At 37.8% G+C, this 16,871-nt stretch carries 16 protein-coding genes and 1 pseudogene; 5 read left to right on the forward strand and 12 right to left on the reverse strand.

The genetic code is table 11. The features are described from left to right. Positions 1–198: 198 nt before the first annotated feature. The 5 genes from ABES02_RS28450 to ABES02_RS28470 all read right to left on the reverse strand — a co-directional run bounded on the left by ABES02_RS28450 (position 199) and on the right by ABES02_RS28470 (position 5,236). The gene (locus ABES02_RS28450; protein WP_430141200.1) at positions 199–993 is read right to left on the reverse strand and encodes an XdhC family protein; all 795 of its coding nucleotides are present in this window, start codon (positions 991–993) and stop codon (positions 199–201) included. 27 nt (positions 994–1,020) lie between these two features. Beyond that, positions 1,021–1,890: an FAD binding domain-containing protein gene (locus ABES02_RS28455; protein ID WP_430141201.1), complete on the reverse strand. Its 870-nt coding sequence runs from the start codon at positions 1,888–1,890 to the stop codon at positions 1,021–1,023. Beyond that, a complete protein-coding gene (locus ABES02_RS28460; protein ID WP_430141202.1) occupies positions 1,875–2,351 on the reverse strand; it encodes a (2Fe-2S)-binding protein in 477 nt (158 codons plus the stop codon). The genes ABES02_RS28455 and ABES02_RS28460 overlap by 16 nt, the downstream gene beginning before the upstream one ends. Further along, the gene (locus ABES02_RS28465) at positions 2,348–4,510 is read right to left on the reverse strand and encodes a xanthine dehydrogenase family protein molybdopterin-binding subunit (RefSeq protein WP_430141203.1); all 2,163 of its coding nucleotides are present in this window, start codon (positions 4,508–4,510) and stop codon (positions 2,348–2,350) included. Before ABES02_RS28465 ends, ABES02_RS28460 begins: the two co-directional genes overlap by 4 nt. A 141-nt stretch (positions 4,511–4,651) precedes the next feature. Continuing rightward, positions 4,652–5,236, reverse strand: a complete 585-nt coding sequence (locus ABES02_RS28470) for a nucleotidyltransferase family protein (RefSeq protein ID WP_430141204.1) — start codon at positions 5,234–5,236, stop codon at positions 4,652–4,654. A 341-nt stretch (positions 5,237–5,577) separates the two neighbouring features. Here ABES02_RS28470 and ABES02_RS28475 point away from each other — a divergent pair, with 341 nt between their 5' ends. Beyond that, positions 5,578–5,757, forward strand: coding sequence for a YjcZ family sporulation protein (locus ABES02_RS28475; RefSeq protein WP_430141205.1), 180 nt, complete (start codon positions 5,578–5,580; stop codon positions 5,755–5,757). 118 nt (positions 5,758–5,875) lie between these two features. Then, a pseudogene (locus ABES02_RS28480) lies at positions 5,876–6,214 on the forward strand (GNAT family N-acetyltransferase); the annotation flags it as partial. A gap of 73 nt (positions 6,215–6,287) precedes the next feature. On the opposite strand, the gene ABES02_RS28485 reads toward ABES02_RS28480, so the two are convergent. The 4 genes from ABES02_RS28485 to ABES02_RS28500 all read right to left on the reverse strand — a co-directional run bounded on the left by ABES02_RS28485 (position 6,288) and on the right by ABES02_RS28500 (position 9,995). After that, on the reverse strand, positions 6,288–6,524 hold the full coding sequence (locus tag ABES02_RS28485; RefSeq protein WP_430141206.1) for a hypothetical protein: 237 nt from the start codon (positions 6,522–6,524) through the stop codon (positions 6,288–6,290). Positions 6,525–6,770: 246 nt separating this feature from the next. Continuing rightward, complete coding sequence (locus ABES02_RS28490) at positions 6,771–7,964, reverse strand: iron-containing alcohol dehydrogenase (protein WP_430141207.1); 1,194 nt, start codon at positions 7,962–7,964, stop codon at positions 6,771–6,773. A 216-nt stretch (positions 7,965–8,180) separates the two neighbouring features. Then, a complete protein-coding gene (locus ABES02_RS28495; RefSeq protein WP_430141215.1) occupies positions 8,181–8,972 on the reverse strand; it encodes a VCBS repeat-containing protein in 792 nt (263 codons plus the stop codon). Positions 8,973–9,209: 237 nt separating this feature from the next. Beyond that, positions 9,210–9,995 carry an arylamine N-acetyltransferase family protein gene (locus tag ABES02_RS28500; RefSeq protein ID WP_430141208.1) on the reverse strand — a complete coding sequence of 262 codons (786 nt, stop codon included), beginning with the start codon at positions 9,993–9,995 and terminating at the stop codon, positions 9,210–9,212. 141 nt (positions 9,996–10,136) lie between these two features. Between ABES02_RS28500 and ABES02_RS28505 the strand changes: the two genes are divergently transcribed. Next, positions 10,137–10,508, forward strand: coding sequence for a VOC family protein (locus tag ABES02_RS28505; protein WP_430141209.1), 372 nt, complete (start codon positions 10,137–10,139; stop codon positions 10,506–10,508). A gap of 480 nt (positions 10,509–10,988) precedes the next feature. Here the strand turns inward: ABES02_RS28505 and ABES02_RS28510 are convergent, their stop codons facing one another. Then, positions 10,989–11,819 carry a sugar nucleotide-binding protein gene (locus ABES02_RS28510; RefSeq protein ID WP_430141210.1) on the reverse strand — a complete coding sequence of 277 codons (831 nt, stop codon included), beginning with the start codon at positions 11,817–11,819 and terminating at the stop codon, positions 10,989–10,991. A 305-nt stretch (positions 11,820–12,124) separates the two neighbouring features. Beyond that, entirely contained in the window at positions 12,125–13,135 is a 1,011-nt protein-coding gene (locus ABES02_RS28515; protein ID WP_430141211.1) for a DUF3231 family protein, read from the reverse strand. 531 nt (positions 13,136–13,666) lie between these two features. On the opposite strand from ABES02_RS28515, the gene ABES02_RS28520 reads away from it, so the two are divergent. Further along, complete coding sequence (locus tag ABES02_RS28520) at positions 13,667–14,155, forward strand: hypothetical protein (RefSeq protein ID WP_430141212.1); 489 nt, start codon at positions 13,667–13,669, stop codon at positions 14,153–14,155. Positions 14,156–14,259: 104 nt separating this feature from the next. On the opposite strand, the gene ABES02_RS28525 is transcribed toward ABES02_RS28520, so the two are convergent. Continuing rightward, positions 14,260–15,216: a sugar phosphate nucleotidyltransferase gene (locus tag ABES02_RS28525; protein WP_430141213.1), complete on the reverse strand. Its 957-nt coding sequence runs from the start codon at positions 15,214–15,216 to the stop codon at positions 14,260–14,262. Between the two features lie 673 nt (positions 15,217–15,889). Between ABES02_RS28525 and ABES02_RS28530 the strand changes: the two genes are divergently transcribed. Next, positions 15,890–16,372, forward strand: a complete 483-nt coding sequence (locus ABES02_RS28530; protein WP_430141214.1) for a CBO0543 family protein — start codon at positions 15,890–15,892, stop codon at positions 16,370–16,372. Positions 16,373–16,871 lie beyond the last annotated feature (499 nt).

The raw sequence follows: 16,871 nt of genomic DNA on the forward strand, positions 1-16,871 counted from the left end.
AACTTTATGGGGTCAGATCACAAAAATAAATTTTGAAAGCGTTTTTGTCAATATCAGAGAAATCTTCGATAGTTTTCAAAGGTACATAAAATGAATGCAACTGCTAAATTTCATTATTACATTGTGGATTCGACTAAAGATCAATACCTTAATTTGGTTATTTGAAGTTTAACAATTTCCCTGCTACTTCAATTTTACTTATCTATTTAATTGCTTCACTTTCACAAGCTTTTTTTCCTTACTTACCTTAATGATTTCCCCAATAATACTGATAGCAATCTCTTGTGTTGTTTCAGCGCCCATTTCTAATCCGATTGGGGAATGGACCTGTTCCGACTGTTCTTGCGTGACCCCTTCACTTTTTAATTTTTCAAATATGGTTATGACCTTGCGTTTGCTGGCAACCATCCCAACATAGGCAATTGGAAATTGCAGCGCCGTTTTTAAAACAATATCATCACCATCTTTTGTCACAATCACCACGTATGACTTTTCATTAAGGTTGGCTGCGAGTAAAGCCTTCCCAATATCCTCATTCACAAAAAGGTTTGTCGCATTAGGAAAGCGTTCCCTCGTACAATAATCAATGCGATCATCGACAATGCAATAAGGATATTCAAGGGAATCAGCCAGCTTTGCCAGCGCATTTCCTAAATGACCAGCTCCACACAAAACGAGTTCGGGCCTGCTTGTATAGACTTCAATAAAGACTCGTAACGTACCGCCACAACTCATTTGAATTCCGTCTTTTGCGTGTCTATTCAATTTATATTCAACGATTTTCGATTTACCCAATTGGATTGCTTTAACACTCTCTTCGATGATATAGTGTTCAGCCAAGCCCCCTCCGACAGTGCCTTCAATCGTACCATCACGGTATACAATCATTTTTCCAACATGACTGGGAGTCGAGCCCTTGGATTCAATTATCATGGCTAGTGCAAAGGTTTCGTTTTGATGGTTAAGTAAGGCCACTTTTTCCATCAGTAGCATGAATAGCTCCCCCCTTTTTCGAAAAAATTAATTCGTTCGAAATTGCTTTAAGCTAAGAAAATAACGTAAAAGATTTAACGCAACAGTTTTTCTGTAAGTTGCAGTAGAGCGCTGATCGTCGATTGGTCTAATGATTTTATCGAAGGCTGCGACAACCTGGATGATGTCTGTATCGGCTAGTGGTATGGTTTTCCCAACTAGTATCTTTTCAATATCAATGGAACGAACCATCGTGGGTCCGACCGCTCCAAAGGCAAAGCGAATGTCAGCGATTCGATTTTCATTTATCCGGATAAAACCCGCAAACGAGACTTTAGCAATGGCATCAGCGTTGCGGTTGCCGACCTTTTCAAAAATGACATGAACTCCATCTTCTAATACGGACGGCAAAATAATTTCAGCCAGAATCTCATTATGATTACGTTGAACCCGTCGCGGTCCTTGAATAAAATCGTGAATCGCAACTATTCGATCACCAGTTACGGAGCGTAGCAAAAGCTTGGCATTGTATACATACAATAAAGGAAGTGTGTCACCGGCTGGAGAAGCGTTGCAAATATTACCGCCTAATGTTCCTCGGTTACGAATGGCTGGGGCCGCAATCGTTTTAATCGCGTTCTTTAATGGAATTGGAATTAACGGATGTTCAAGTAAATCACTATAGGTAGTGCAGGCTCCGATGTGGAGATCCTTGTGATTTCGATATATCTGCTTTAATTCGGTAAGATGATCAATAAAAACAACAGGTTTAGGAATTTTTGGAGGAACTCCCCTTCGGCTTTTGTGAAGAACCATAACATCGGTTCCGCCTGCTATGATGGCACAGTCCTCTTTATTCAATTGGCTTAACGTTTGGTCTAAACGATCGAAGCGAAAGGCGGTTATTTTTTCTGCCATAGGCCGTCACCTTTGTTAGCTGCCATATTTATCGCATCAACAATCATATTGTAACCCGTACATCTGCACAGATTTCCGGAAATACCTTCCCGGATTTCTGCCTCTGAAGGATGAGGGTTCTTGGTTAATAAAGCGGCACTTGCCATGACCATCCCCGGAATGCAGTATCCACATTGCACTCCTCCGGCATGGGAATAGCTCTCATCCAAAAGCTTAAATTGTTCCGTTTCCATGATTCCTTCAATCGTTAGAATATCGGCACCAGCAATTGAGCCAATCGGAATCAAGCAGCTGTTTTGCAAAAGGTTATTCACAAAAACACTGCAGGCACCGCACTCCCCTTCACCGCAGCCTTCCTTTGTTCCGATTAACTCAAACTCATCTCTTATTAAATCTAGTAATCTTGCTGTGGGAGGAGCGTCCGTTTCTACTAATTTTCCATTTAGGGTAAATTTAATCATCCCACTTCACCATCTTTCCTCCAGAGACTTTCCATAATGACTTCCGGTGTAATCGGAATTTGTTGAAAAGAAGTTTTCAGTGCATCTTCGATCGCTGCTTGGACTGCTGGAGCGCCGCCGATTAATGTCAATTCGCCTGCGCCCTTCGCCCCGTAGGGACCGTCCGCATAAGGGTTGTCAAAGACCTTGCTTTCAATGGACACTACGTCCATTGAAGTCGGGGGTCCATAATCCGTTATACTTTTTTGTTGGATTCTGCCTTGTTTTGACGTCATCTTTTCTAAATAACCGTACGCTAAACCTTGGGCCAAACCACCGTCAATTTGGCCTTTCATAATCCGTTCATCGATGACCTTTCCCACTTCATAATTGCCGTACACTTTTTCTAACTTTACATTTCCTGTTAACGTATCTACTTCTAATTCCACGATGTTCACCCCCCAAGAATAAGCCGGGTAGGCATCTCCAGTGAATGTTTTCTCGTCCCAGGGAATCATTTCACGGTGGACATAATGCTCCACTACTTCCTGTTCCACTCCTGGCTTCCACTGAGCCTTCAGATTTTTTGCAGCTCGTTCCAGCAATTTTCCGACAATCATCGTCGTCCTGGAGGCTACGGTCGGACCGGAGTCTGGAACCTCTTTTGTATCAGGAGCAGGATAAAAAACTTTTTCGAATGGAAGGTCGAGTTCTTTTGCGACAATTTTACTCAAAGTGGTATAGATTCCTTGTCCCATATCAGAATTGGAGATTTTGAGCGCAACTTGGTCGTCCTTTGATTTCACCAATTTCACCGTTGCTTTGATATGATCTCTTTCGCCACTGCCTGTAAATCCACAGCCGTGGAGGAACAGCGAAGTACCTATGCCTTTTTTATAACGCTGATTTTGTTGATTTAAACGGTGAAATTCCTCTTTTTTCTTTTTGTATTGTGATGCGTTGAGTACGTCCTCAATCATATCTTCCACTAAGATTGGGTCGCGGAATTGCCCTTTGGTTATAGTGGGGTCTCCTTGTTTGACGAGGTATTTTCGTTTATATTCAAGTGGTTCGATGTTTGCAAGTTTACTAAGATGTCCGATATGGCTTTCGATTCCGGCAAAGCTTTGCGGCGCACCAAAGCCTCTAAAGGCGCCATTCGGTACGGTATTGGTTTTTAAAACATAGCCTTTTGCATGAAAATGGGGAATTTTATAAACACCGGCACTGTTGATTAAGGCGCGCTGCAGCACGACTTGGCTCAATCCCGCATTTGCCCCGCCATCGAGATAGATGTCCACACACAGGCTCAAAATATTTCCTTCCTTATCAAGAGCTGTTCGATAGTTGAGTTTGGCCGGATGCCTTTTCGTAGTCACCACCATATCCTCTGAACGGTCGAACACAAGCATCACCGATTTTTTTATTGCCTTTGCAGCAACGGCCACGTGACAAGCCATCATCGAAGGAAACTCTTCTTTGCCTCCAAAGCCTCCGCCAGTTGGGCTTTGAACCACTCTGACTTCCTCGTCACCACACGCTAATGCACTTAACAATGCATTTTTTATATAATAAAGACATTGCATCGATCCTTGGACGACAATTTCATCTTCCTTATAAATGGCAAGCATTCCTTGCGGCTCCAGGTAGACATGCTCCTGATAACCGGTATCATATTCTTCTTCAATAATTTGATAGGCTCCATGCTCAATCGTTGAAATGATTTCTAAACTCTCACCAAATTCATAGTTTGCCATAGTAACCCCAGATGCTGCTTTTTGTTTAATGGCATCGTCTAAAGTATATATAGCCGGATGTTCTTCGAATTCAATCTTCACTTCATCTAATAAATGGTACAGGATATCAAGATCTGCTCCAACGAGCATCAGAATCGGCTCACCAATATAATTGACCCACTCATTGGCAAAAATGGGCTGATCCTCTTGAATAATTTTCACATAATTTGGTCCAGGGATATGCTCGGCTCCAACGGCTTCATACCCATCCGGAAGGCTTGGCAGTTCGATAGATTTGATTTTCCCATAAGCAATCGGTGACCGAACCAATACACCATAAACCATATTTTCCAATTTCACGTCACTAATATAGGGCAGTTGGCCCGATACTTTACCTTTATGGTCCTTTTTGGGCACTGAGGTACTAATATCTTTGAGACTCATTGCAACAACACCACCCTTCGGCATGTTTTTAGGGCCAAAGGGACGTTTCTTTTGGTCTTAACTAATTTCATCTAAGCCATGAGAACCGTCCCCGTGGAATTCTGCGTATGATTCATTTTTATTCAAAAATTACTGATAAATTCAAGTTTTATCATAATCTAGCGCTCTTTGGTAATCCTCCTGCGTATCAACATCCATGACTACTCCCGGATCCTTTACATTTATGTAATTTTTTTCGTAACGGCCCAGGACTGCACGCAAATTACTATCTGGATTGGTTTCGAGAATTTTTTGCTTCACTTCGCTTGATAGTTTTATAGGGTGGCCGCCTTTAAAGTTAAAGCTGGGTATCACGACGGTTCCAGTTTGCTTTGCTAATAGCTGAACAGTTTCTTTTTTAACAAGCGGACAATCTCCAGGTGTGATAAAAACGGATGCAGAATTGACTTCCTTACAGCCTCTTTTAATCGAACTAAACATTCCCTTGTTAAAGTCTTCGTTATAAACAAATTTGAGTTCAAATGAATAGGCATTTTTACTGCTGAGTTTTGCTATTTCCTCTCGGATGATTTCCGCTTGAAACCCGGCTACCACGATGATTCTGCTGCATATCCCATCAAATTTGGATACGGTTTGCTCTAATATCGTCATTTGCTTCAATGGCAACGTCATTTTAAATGTATTCGCTCGGCTGGAATATCCAGCAGCTAGGACGATTGCTTCCATGCTATCACCTTCTACATATCGGAAATCTTACTCATGCCCCATAAGGTAATCGATTTTTGTGCCTTTGCCTTATTTTCTATTTTATGGCTGGCAATTTATTTAATGAATTAATTCTAATAGAAGATGAATCCCCTCTTTTTTTAAAATAACTTTCATTTACAAGATGTTTGTCTACTTATCTATAAAAATTTTGATTTATAATTAAAAATTTACTTATTGTCCATGACAATATTCTAGATTTCTGCCCATATTTCATATAGACGGGCTCTAATATCCTTTCAATGTGTAATATATAGTGTAATGTCATAGTAATTCTCCATCTTAGAAAGGAAGTGTAAAAAATGGATAATGCCATTCCACTATTTGCTGGTGCTAATGTTGTTCCCCAGCCAGCATTTTCTTACGGCTGTGCAGCTCCTGTTTATGCAAGTTGTTTTCCTGCTCGCGGGTGCAACGATTTTATCATCATTGTAGTGTTGTTCATTTTACTAATCATTATAGGTTCAGTTTGTTTCTGCTAATAAAAAGGGTTCTATTAAATAATCCTCATCTTTACTCTAGATGAGGATATTCCCTTTTATTCTGCCTTGGCAATCTTATCATTTTGTATTGTTTGAGTAAGGATATAGCTATGTATTATTAAAAGATAAACATATTGTCCCAACAGCCACTATTTCTTTTGATGGCGAAAAAACTTATCAAAAAATTTATAACGGAAAATGGCTTAGTAATGGTGAATATGCCGTTATACATAGACTAGCTGTAGATAACCATTTCAAAGGATTAGGAATTTCCTCAGAACTATTACAATCTGTAGAAAAAATGTGTTTGGATAGAGAAATCACCAGTATCAAAATTGATACACACGTAAAGAACTTACCCATTCAGAAACTTCTACATAAAAATGATTTTACATATTGTGGTGAAATTTATTTGGAAGACAGTAGTAAAAGAATCGCTTTTGAGAAACTGTTATAAATTGAACTAGAAAAGCAGAGGTTGTGTATTCCTCTGCTTTTTAATTTAATTAACTGTTTGTTCGTATTGCGTACTAAGACACTATCGCCCAATCTTTAGGGTTTAGACTATCTATAGTGAAAAACATTGGTGTGCCATCATTCATAAATTCAATAATCATCAATTTTCCTTTTTCGTTTTCAGGACATTCATTTGGACTTTTGTAAGTCGATTCAGCACTAATTACTTTATAAGAAGGCTCATCAAACACCCCATCATCACTGATATATTTAATTCGACTACCTTCTTTTACATCCACTATATCTAACACTTAATCCACTCCTTTAATACACAATGTGAGTCTTTTCTACATTATCCATTTTAACAAGCATTATTAATTTAGGTAAAATGCCTGTTTTTTTGGAAGAGGTATATTTTTTGCACCTCTTAACCGAACCCGATACTTTATTTAGTATCGCTTTTTTCAAACATATACTGATTAACAGGAGGTTGCTTGCCCATTTGGGATCAATAATGAACCCCTTCAGGTATTTTCCAGAGGTGCGACAATCACAACTTAATTAGCGTGAACCAACCCAAAATCATATTCATAACAAACCTGATATAATCTCTCTATTTCTTCTTTTGAAGGCACTTTAGGATTGTTATCGGGACTACCGCTGTTTAGAGCATCAGCTGCCATTTTACCAATGACTCGAACAAAATTGTCCTTTTGGATGCCCCATTCTTGCAGGTTAGGAATATTTAACACGTTGCAAAGTCGCTTTACTGCTATTACCGCTGCCTCCGCAGCTGCTTCATCCGATAAGCTTGGATTATTAGGTTCAAAAATCCTTCCCAAATCTGCTAATCTTTCGATACAGGATTCCTTGGAAAATTCTAAAACAGCTGGAAGGAGCATTGCATTTGAATAACCATGCGGAACATGGAATAATGCACCAATAGGTCTCGACATCCCATGAACTAAACATACCGAAGCATTAGAAAAAGCCATTCCTGCTTGCAGCGCCCCTAGGGACATCGCTTCCCTTGCATCCATATTTTCTCCATCCTGATAGGCAGAAACGAGATTATTGACAATTAATTTCATTGCGGATAAAGCCAATTGATCCGTCATGTGATGGGACTTTCTTGATATATAGGCTTCGATGGCATGACTAAGAGCATCTACTCCCGTTGCTGCTGTTACATGTTTTGGCGATGGCACTGTTAATATTCGATCCACAATAGCTACAGCCGGCATAAACGCTGGCTGTTTAATCATCATTTTCACATCGTTAGAGGTGTTTGAAATAACTGTAACATCCGTTGCTTCCGAGCCCGTGCCTGCTGTCGTGGGGATGGCAATATGGGGAACAGGGGGAACCTCCGCTGTCTTTTCACCATTCATATAGTCACCAATATAGCCCATATTTGTGGCTAGGACTGCAACGGCTTTTGCTGTATCCATACAGCTTCCCCCTCCTAGGGAAATGACCACATCGCAATTTTCCACTCGAAAAAGCTCCAGCGATTCTTCCACATATTTGTCCGTCGGTTCTGATTTTACCCCCATATACACTACACTCTCGACATGATTTTCAGCAAGCTTTTCTTGGCAAACACGTACCAAACCAAGTTGATCAATAATCGGATCGCTGACAATTAGAGCCTTTTTCCCTTTTAATGAAGTCTGTCTCCCAATCTCTTTAAATGCGTTTCTTCCATAAAATATCGCTTGTGGCGTTCTAAAGATTTTAAAAGTGTCCAATCTATGCCACCTCCCAAAAACAGCCTATTCTATATAGGCCTGGTTTATGAATGTTAGCCTATTATTATAGAATCATAGAAATAGAAGCACGGATTGTTCACTTTTTTAGCTATGCAGTCCTGGGTCATCATGACTAAAATGAGGTGTTTGCGAACGGGAGTCCCAGATAACTCTATATAACCACGGAAAATATTAATATAGACAATCTCCCATTTGTTATATTTCCCCACCAAAGGTGCCCACTGTCTGCCTTTCAGGAGCAAACACCTGCCCGTTCCATTTCAACACGGTTTGCACTTCTCCCAGGCTGTCAGCATTGTACCTGCCGGCTATCCTTTGATGAGCTGCTAACTCAAAGATACCATCCCTGTTTATATCAACCGGATATAAAGCTGCCAGAGGGTTTACCCAGCCATTAATAGGATCCTTCAACATACCTTGAGGGTTATATATTTCCGATAAATAGTCCTTCCCCTTGTAAGTAAGGTCAAGAATAAACTTTTCTTTGAGATGATAACTAATCACCTTTGCTTTGTATTGATTTTCATATGTCACATCGTATTTATAGGCTTCATTGAATGCATCCGAATCAAAAATCTGCCTTATTTGACCGTTAATATAAGAAAAAATATACGCATAAATAGTACCGCCGCTTCCCCCGGTATCAATGACCACTAAAATATCATCGCCTTTTTTACCTGTAAAATCACCAAGAAAAAGAGTAGGATTGTATCCAGAGTTATTTTTAAAAGTGATGTGATCATATTTATGTGTTCTTCCATTTTGGACAACCAAGGTGATATCTTTCCAAAATGGACTATAAGGGGTTTTATTCGCAGTCAGAAAAACATTATCCTTTATCCCGTCTCCATCGATATCCCCCATCTTTACCGTTACTACGGAGGGACTGTTGGTTCGCATTTTTCTTGGATCAGCAGATTGCAGTCTAGCCCGTATTTCTAAAAGTTTGTGTCTTGAAGGATACGGATTAGCAAAAGACAAAGCCATATCAATCGTTTGTAGTGCCTCATTTGTTAATCCGGCTCTTGCCTGCGTATTAGCCAAACAGTACCAATAAAAAGGATGATTCGCTTCACGTATTTTTGTGTAATAGTGATGGAGCTCTTTATTGAAATCGTTGGTGCCCATACGCATCCCCACCTGTCAAATTATTATTCGGACGGATCAAGAGACTGTCATGCTCTCGGTGTCTCCTTTGGTGAAAGACATAAAGATAGTGTGTCTTTAGTGAGATTCAATACCAAAATGTTCTTTTAATATTTCTTTGAATCTTATTTGATCAATCTCTTCTTTATGAACATTTCCATCCTCCCATTTGGTAAACGAAGTCTCTGTAAGAGTCTCATTTCCTCTATCTGTCAGTCTAGTGATTAAAGGACGCTTATTAAAAGGAGAATCGGGATGTTTTAGAATGATATTTTGGACCTCATTTAACATAGATACGTCATTAAATACTTCCTTAGAATCAAATGCATAGCCCTTTTTCCAGTCATTGTCCTTATTCTTCAATTTCATATAAAAAATGTAATCTCCATAATCTGTCTCTTCCTTTTTCACTCGAAATTCACCGTTATTAGATGTTATTGTCTCTCCAGTAAACGGAACAGGTTTTAATGGCAAGTTTCCCCCGAAGCCAGTATCAATTATATAAAGCTGCCCGTTATGTTTCATAACATTAGCCACATGGGTCTTGCCCATTGTATTCCATTGTTGGGCGTTATTATCGTAAACCACTCCACGTACTAAAGATGCATTTAGACCATTTTCTAATAAGAAGTAAAAGAAGATAGAATTTAGTTCATAGCAAATTCCACCCTCATTGTTGAAAATTATTTTGTTTAGTAAGTTCTTTTTGGTAATTTCAGTGGTCTTCTTCTTAATGATACACAAGTTTTCGAACGGAATTGTCTCCGCTGTTTTTTCAAGAACCATATCCAAATTCTCAAATGTGATGACTAGGTCATTCGGGATACCAACTCTATTACGGAATAATAAGTTTAAGTCACTCATCCAACTTCCTCCTTAAAACCATTTATCATAAAAAAATGGTAAATACTGTTTATTTAAAAGTACTCATTTATACTAAATTTATCTAAGTTTAATAACCCAAATAAACAACTATCTTCATTATAATGAAAAGGTGGTAAAAATATGAAACTAGGTGCATTTTCTGTAAGTTTAACTGTAAATGATATTCATAAATCTAAATCATTTTATGAAAAGCTTGGATTTCAAGACCATGGTGGGGATATTACCCAAAATTGGCTTATTATGAAGAACGAAAATTGCATTATTGGGCTATTCCAGGGCATGTTTGAAAAGAACATTTTGACTTTTAATCCCGGCTGGAATGAGAATGCTGAAAATCTTGAATCGTTTACGGACGTTCGGGAGCTTCAAAAACAATTAAAGGAAAAAGGAGTAAAATTGCAATCTGAAGCCGATGAATCAAGTGAAGGACCAGCATATTTTACCATTGAAGACCCTGATGGCAATCAGATTCTTATCGATCAACATAGATGATATACGGTATTGTCAGAACAAGGAACTACATACTACCAATTTACCTAAAAAAACAACTCAGTTCATGTTGTAACGGGTATACTTGTGAAGTGCAAACGGTTATATTGACAAACCTAATCCATAGCGAATCACATAAATTTCCCAACACAAGTCACAGTATATTGCACAGTAAAAAGGCTTAGATTCTATAAGCCTTTTTTAATATTTTCTTTTTTTCACGAAAACACCCGTAAGTTGTACAAGTTCATTAGACGCTAGAACGCGTTTGATAAATAAGCGGAGAAATTCCTCTTATTTAAGAAAAAGCACTGAAAATTGCAAAAATAAACGGAAGGATTCCGCCTATTCACTCGAAAAACATGAAAATGGGTAATTTTGCTTTGCTTAATCGGAAAACCTCCGCTTAAATACCTCGAACTGAGCTCCATTATGCATTTAACCGGAGAATCTCCGCCTATTGGCAACCGTTATCTTAATACCTTAATGCCCATTTTCCAGCAAATAAGAAATAATATCTTTATTCTCACATTCTAGCGAACTTGGGAGATCATGACGATTTGAATTTAAACTAAAATAAAAAGTATCCACTTTATCCAGATATAAATTATATAGTAATAAGTTCTTTTTACTTGTGAGCTTGCTTATCATCTGTTCAAAAAATTCTCCCTGAGTCATGATGTCCTCTGAACCTAAGTGGAAAATCCCTTTTAAATCATTTTCAATAATAAATCGTAGTTGCTTTGCCAGCAAAACATCCAAATGATTATTACATACGAGATTGCTGAATACATCTATAACTTTATTATTTATTATGCTTTCTTTAATTAAGGTCCATCTTTGTGAATCCTTACCCCATATCGCTGGAATGCGGATGACTATTACTCGCTCTTCCAAAATTTCCTTCAGCATATTTTCACATTTAATTTTGAATTTACCATAATCAGATTCTGCAATCGGTATATCTGTTTCTATGTGGGCTCTTAACAAGTCTCCATCAAATACATTTGTAGTAGAAAAATAATAAATACGGGTATTTGTATTTTGGAATATCCTGCCCAATTCCTTATGAAACTTGAGTTGCTGATTAAACTCCCCTCTAAGGCATGAAATAACTATGTCGGGGTTAATTGTATTTGTTATTTTTTTTAACTTATCGAGCTGCTGAACTTCTAATTGGAACTGCTTATCAGCGGGCAGACTAGTTAACTTTGAGAAATAAGTTCCATAAACGTCAAATTCATCACTCAATTCATCAATTAAGGCTCTTCCTACAAGACCGCTTGCTCCAAGAATTAGGATCTTTTGTTTCATCATTTTTTCCCCTTCCGACAAACACTTTTAATTTATAAAAAGAACAATAACTAAAAAAAGAAGTCAATGTTTTGGTTTGTTCAACTTTCGCCGCGATAGTTCCATACCTAATGTTTTCAATTCTATAATCATGTAAATAATTCCTCTAAATGGTCGCATAAACTAACCTCCCTTTACTTGAAAAAGGAAAAAGCTTTACTCCTATTTCAAGTAAAGCTCCCAAATATGTATGATATTTTATTTTTAAGAAGAGACTGTCTGCATCCCCTTTTAGAAAAAGGGGTCACATTGAAACTTTTATAACCTCATTTTTTCTCCATCGCTAATTCTCTTCTGTTTTCGGCTAAAGGTGGTTGTTCCAGCCAACCGTTTTCAATCATCAATTCGATCCAGTCGTTTCCAATTTTTACATCCCCAGAAATGGCCATCATATAATGTGGTGTCAAATCTCTTCTCGGAGAAGATGCCCATCCTGTCCCGTAATACACCATTGCAGTTGAGAATAAGAATCCGACTTGAAACATCATTAGCTTTTCTGAAAACGGAGAAATGGTGGAATTCGAAACTTCTGCTTCTAAAGTGGGTGGTGCAGGCAGATTTTCCGTATTCAATAAGTCATTAAACATACGGATGTGGCTGTCTTTTGTTTTCACGGCTTTCAATAAAAAGTCTCGGACTTTCTTAGACTGAGCGACTTGGCAAAAGGCAACTGTCACTGCTTTCGCCATTATGCTCTTCTTCAAATTAAAATATATATCGGTAATTTCAATACAACTTAATGGTCTTTTTTCACCCAACCATCCCGCTAAAAAGTTGTCGTCTTTGACAAAATCAGGCTTTTCAGGTGGTAAAACCACAGGGGGGCGATAATATAAACCTTTTTCTAACAAAACATTCTTTGTCTGATTAACCAATTCAACTGCAGAAGCATTACAACTCGTAAAATATTCACGAACGTCAAGTCGAGTACTTGTAGTGACCGCCCCGCTGTACCCATGACAGCCATGGATGGTCATGATATTTAAAAAATGCAAACACAATACATCAGAAAAAAGACGTGGTGTGTTTGGTATCACGTCTTGATTCGTAAATCCGATTGGAACTGGAAAACCTTCACTGATAAAGAATTCTTTTATTTTATCCAAATTTTTGGTACTAAGAGAAATCGCAAATTCAAAAACATTTTTGATTTCCTTGTCCTCCAGGTGTTCCATCATCTGTTGATGAAAGCAAAGCCCTGCTGTTTCGTTTAAATATTGTGTCCAGAAGGCAGCTATCTCTGCGGATGTCAATTTGGTTTCATGATTGGAATTCACATAAGACACCTCATTGTTTTTTTCATATATTTTCTTACACTGCATTAAAATATACATTTTCTTTAGTTAACTAAACTACCCCGTTAATCCGTAACCACCAGCTTTTCCCCTGGTTTCGAATACGAAAAATATTCTTTAAAATCAAAGGATATTCCTTCCAATACCCTTCTTCCTCTAAACTGCCCGTAAGCTGAATAAGCATAGGGCTGTATTTTTATAAGCTAGATTTTTAATGAAAGAACCCAATTTGTTAAACATAAAACAGTAATTTCTAAGCAATATTGAATTCAGTTTCCTATTTACAAATTTACAGATCATCTCCTTTTCTTTTATAGGCAGCCACACAGTCAAATAGGTATTGACCTACATATTGTACAAAAAGTAAGTTACCTGCGTTATATCCTATATTTACAATTGGAAAAAGAGTGGGGATTTGATTTACTTGTTCTTCACCGTATTATTGGTACGCCAATTCGGATGCATTAGGATGCTTCTTTTAAAGTTCAGTCCATTAACAATGGAGGCAGTAGTATGACAAATTTTTATTCTTTTCACGGGACCATCACCATGATTAGTGATCTCGTAGGACATAACGGTGAAGGAGAAGGCTGTAATAAATTAATATCGATACAAAACGAAGTAGGAGCAATAGTAAATTTCGTGGTTTCACCTTCAACTTACTTTGTAGACCATGTCATGGTGGCAATAGGAGATCGAGTAACTGGCTATTATGATGGGAATGCTCCTGCTATTCTAATTTATCCGCCACAATATCCTGCACTTATCATGGTAAAAGATAGTCCCTATCAAAATGTAAAAATAGATTATTTTAATAGTCAGTTAGAAAGTAGTGATGGAAGATTACGATTAAATATATCTCCATTTACCCAAAAACTTTTAACAAATGGGCAACCCTTTACAAGAAACCTTGCGAACCGAGATTTAATTGTTATTTATGGACCTGCCACAAAAAGTATCCCTGCCCAAACCACACCGTATAGAATAATCGTTTGGTGCTAAACGTTAAAAATCTCTTCAGCTTGATACTGAAGAGATTTTTTTCAGTTTATTTAAATGATTTGCAGGAAGTGTCCGATAAACCGAGTTTCTATTCCGTTCTTTGTCTACAATTTCTTCAAAATAGGAAAGCAGGTTGTATTTTTAAGGTCTTCCCGTTGCAGTGCTACTTCTATCATTGCTTTTATATACCCTGTTTTATCTCCAATATCGTAACGTTTTCCTAAAAGTTCTAAAGCAAACAGTCTTTCCTTTTGACTTAAGAGACGTAGTGCATCGGTTAACTGCAATTCATTTCCGACGCCAAATTCAATCGTTTTTAAATACGAGAAAATAGACGGGTTCAGAATGTAGCGTCCCATAACAGCCATATCGGATGGGGCATTGTGAATCGTGGGCTTTTCTACTAAATCGTTTACTGAATGAACCTGGCCAAACTTGCTCCTTGGGTCAATAATGCCATATTTTGAAACATCTTCCGCTGGCACTTTTCTCACACCATTGACAGATTCTTTCGTGCGATAATAAATATCTATCAATTGTTTTAAAACAGGTGGCTCTGAAACCATAATATCATCACCCAGCAGGATCGCAAATGGCTCATCTCCAATAAACTGTTCCGCACATAAAACCGCATGACCAAGTCCTAATGGTTCTTTTTGACGAATATAGTGAATATTCGCCATGGAAGAAATCTGCTGCACTTCTTTTAGTAGATCCATTTTCTGTTTTTCCTCTAGCATAATTTCTAACTCAATTGATTTGTCAAAATGATCTTCACTAAACCAGCGGCGAATGGTCATGTATAGAATCCATACGCTAGCTACTCCCATAATTGCCTCCGGAACAAGCATACTCCAGGAATTCAGGCCGAATATTCGTGTGGACAACTCCATGACCCACAAGGAAGCAGGTGGCTTATCAACGGTGATAAAATTTGATGCATCAATCGAACCGAAGAAAAATGCCTTCCCGCTCTCCGTCCCTGCCTGAACGGCGGCGCTATAGAACGAATTGGCCCAGCCTGATTGGCCGAGACCCCATATATATGCGACTGCTGTCAATATTAATAAAATCCAAAGAGTAGACCTTTCCCATGGCGGATCACCCTGCCGACCTTATAATAAAGAAGCTTTTCTCCTTTGTGATGAATCAGATTTATGTGTTTTTAAGTTTTCCATATTGATTTTCCTTTCCGTTATCTCCATATTAATGACCCCTTCAAGTAAGGACTTTTCTCAAAGTTCATGTCCCTATTGTGCAACCCCAACCTGAATTGTGCTTGAAGGAAAGCTGAATGTTTCCTGAAAATCAATCAAAATGAAAAAGTTTGTTCAAGGTTTCAAGAAAAAAGCTGTTAAGTGATGCCTTAAAGGGTTGTGGTTTTATGGCGCCTTTCTATAAACCCTGCCGAAATGACGATCGCTTTAGCAGCGTTATGGGTATATAAAATAACAGAACTCGCCATAGTAACTGGCGAGCTTCTATAAGAGGAATACATAAATCTTAGTGCAGTAAAAAAGGGGATTGCCGCAGCTATCCCAATCTTTAACTCTTGCCACCGTTACTTGAATAAGCAACAGACTCTTATTGCTTAAAATCATCGTGTTGTAAATAAACACACTTTTTGTTTTTGTTGTGTTTTTCGTGCGTTGTCGAATTATAATTTAATCCTCAAACTAGAATTACATTAATCAATTCAAGAAGGAAAGACTATTTAATAAAGGGGGATAATTAATGAAATACAAAGCAGAGAAAACGATCGTAATTTCATCCTGGATAATTGTGTCACTATTATTAATAAAATTGACACCAAAAAATAAAATTCGTGAATCAATAGTTGTATTTTTATTTAAACAAGCACTAACATGGATTTTTGGATTACTAGTGGTACAAAAAAACTTAATTTCCTATCCATATCGCTTATTTTTCAAAAAGGCAAATAAAGCTAGTTTTTCATTCGAATACTTTATATATCCTGGACTGTGTGCTTTATTTAGTTTGTACTACCCAAAAAATAAATCTATCCTTTTAAAAAACCTACATTACTTTATTAGTACTTCAGTAATAGTCGTCTTTGAAATTATTGCAGTGAAATATACAAAATTAATTAAATATAAAAATTGGACTTGGTATTGGAGCTTTATAACAATTTGGATAACTGATTACTTAACACAAACTTTTCATAACTGGTTTTTTAAAACTAAATTTCAAGAATAAAAAGGGACAGGTAGACTGCCTCTTTTTGTATTAATTTAAATACACGATAAGAGCCAAAAACGACATTAGTCTTGTTGAACTAATCTCCCTCAATAAAGAAAGCGAAATCTCACGATTTCTTCGTGATTTTCATAGTTGTTTATTTACTAGTAATTGCTTTTTAGGTGGGTAAATATCACTCGAAAGGATAAAATTGGACCCAAGAAGAAAAAAGACTCATAACCCACCACCCAATTACTTACACAAATTGGTAAATGAGTAAAAATATGATCGCACTGGTGGATGTCCACATTTCTCATGGAGGTCAACCCTCCCATGCCTCACAGAGTCTTCGCTCTCAAATTCCTTTGTCCAACCTTTCCATGAGGTGGATGTCAGCCATGCTGCCCCACAGGGTCCTGCCCGTAATTTAGTTGCTTTGCCGACTAATCCGTGCTTCAGATGTACCCGTCCTACAAAACACACAACTACTAATTTTTCTAATATAAAAGAGAATTAA

The organism is Neobacillus pocheonensis (genome assembly GCF_050477905.1).
Classification (GTDB): domain Bacteria; phylum Bacillota; class Bacilli; order Bacillales; family Cytobacillaceae; genus Neobacillus; species Neobacillus pocheonensis_A.

What these genes read in the sequence shown, in the direction of transcription:
- ABES02_RS28450 (WP_430141200.1), bottom strand. Translation starts at nt 993, where the DNA reads ATGCTACTGATGGAAAAAGTGGCCTTACTTAACCATCAAAACGAAACC.
- ABES02_RS28455 (WP_430141201.1), bottom strand. Translation starts at nt 1,890, where the DNA reads ATGGCAGAAAAAATAACCGCCTTTCGCTTCGATCGTTTAGACCAAACG.
- ABES02_RS28460 (WP_430141202.1), bottom strand. Translation starts at nt 2,351, where the DNA reads ATGATTAAATTTACCCTAAATGGAAAATTAGTAGAAACGGACGCTCCT.
- ABES02_RS28465 (WP_430141203.1), bottom strand. Translation starts at nt 4,510, where the DNA reads ATGAGTCTCAAAGATATTAGTACCTCAGTGCCCAAAAAGGACCATAAA.
- ABES02_RS28470 (WP_430141204.1), bottom strand. Translation starts at nt 5,236, where the DNA reads ATGGAAGCAATCGTCCTAGCTGCTGGATATTCCAGCCGAGCGAATACA.
- ABES02_RS28475 (WP_430141205.1), top strand. Translation starts at nt 5,578, where the DNA reads ATGGATAATGCCATTCCACTATTTGCTGGTGCTAATGTTGTTCCCCAG.
- ABES02_RS28495 (WP_430141215.1), bottom strand. Translation starts at nt 8,972, where the DNA reads ATGGCTTTGTCTTTTGCTAATCCGTATCCTTCAAGACACAAACTTTTA.
- ABES02_RS28500 (WP_430141208.1), bottom strand. Translation starts at nt 9,995, where the DNA reads ATGAGTGACTTAAACTTATTATTCCGTAATAGAGTTGGTATCCCGAAT.
- ABES02_RS28505 (WP_430141209.1), top strand. Translation starts at nt 10,137, where the DNA reads ATGAAACTAGGTGCATTTTCTGTAAGTTTAACTGTAAATGATATTCAT.
- ABES02_RS28510 (WP_430141210.1), bottom strand. Translation starts at nt 11,819, where the DNA reads ATGAAACAAAAGATCCTAATTCTTGGAGCAAGCGGTCTTGTAGGAAGA.
- ABES02_RS28520 (WP_430141212.1), top strand. Translation starts at nt 13,667, where the DNA reads ATGACAAATTTTTATTCTTTTCACGGGACCATCACCATGATTAGTGAT.
- ABES02_RS28530 (WP_430141214.1), top strand. Translation starts at nt 15,890, where the DNA reads ATGAAATACAAAGCAGAGAAAACGATCGTAATTTCATCCTGGATAATT.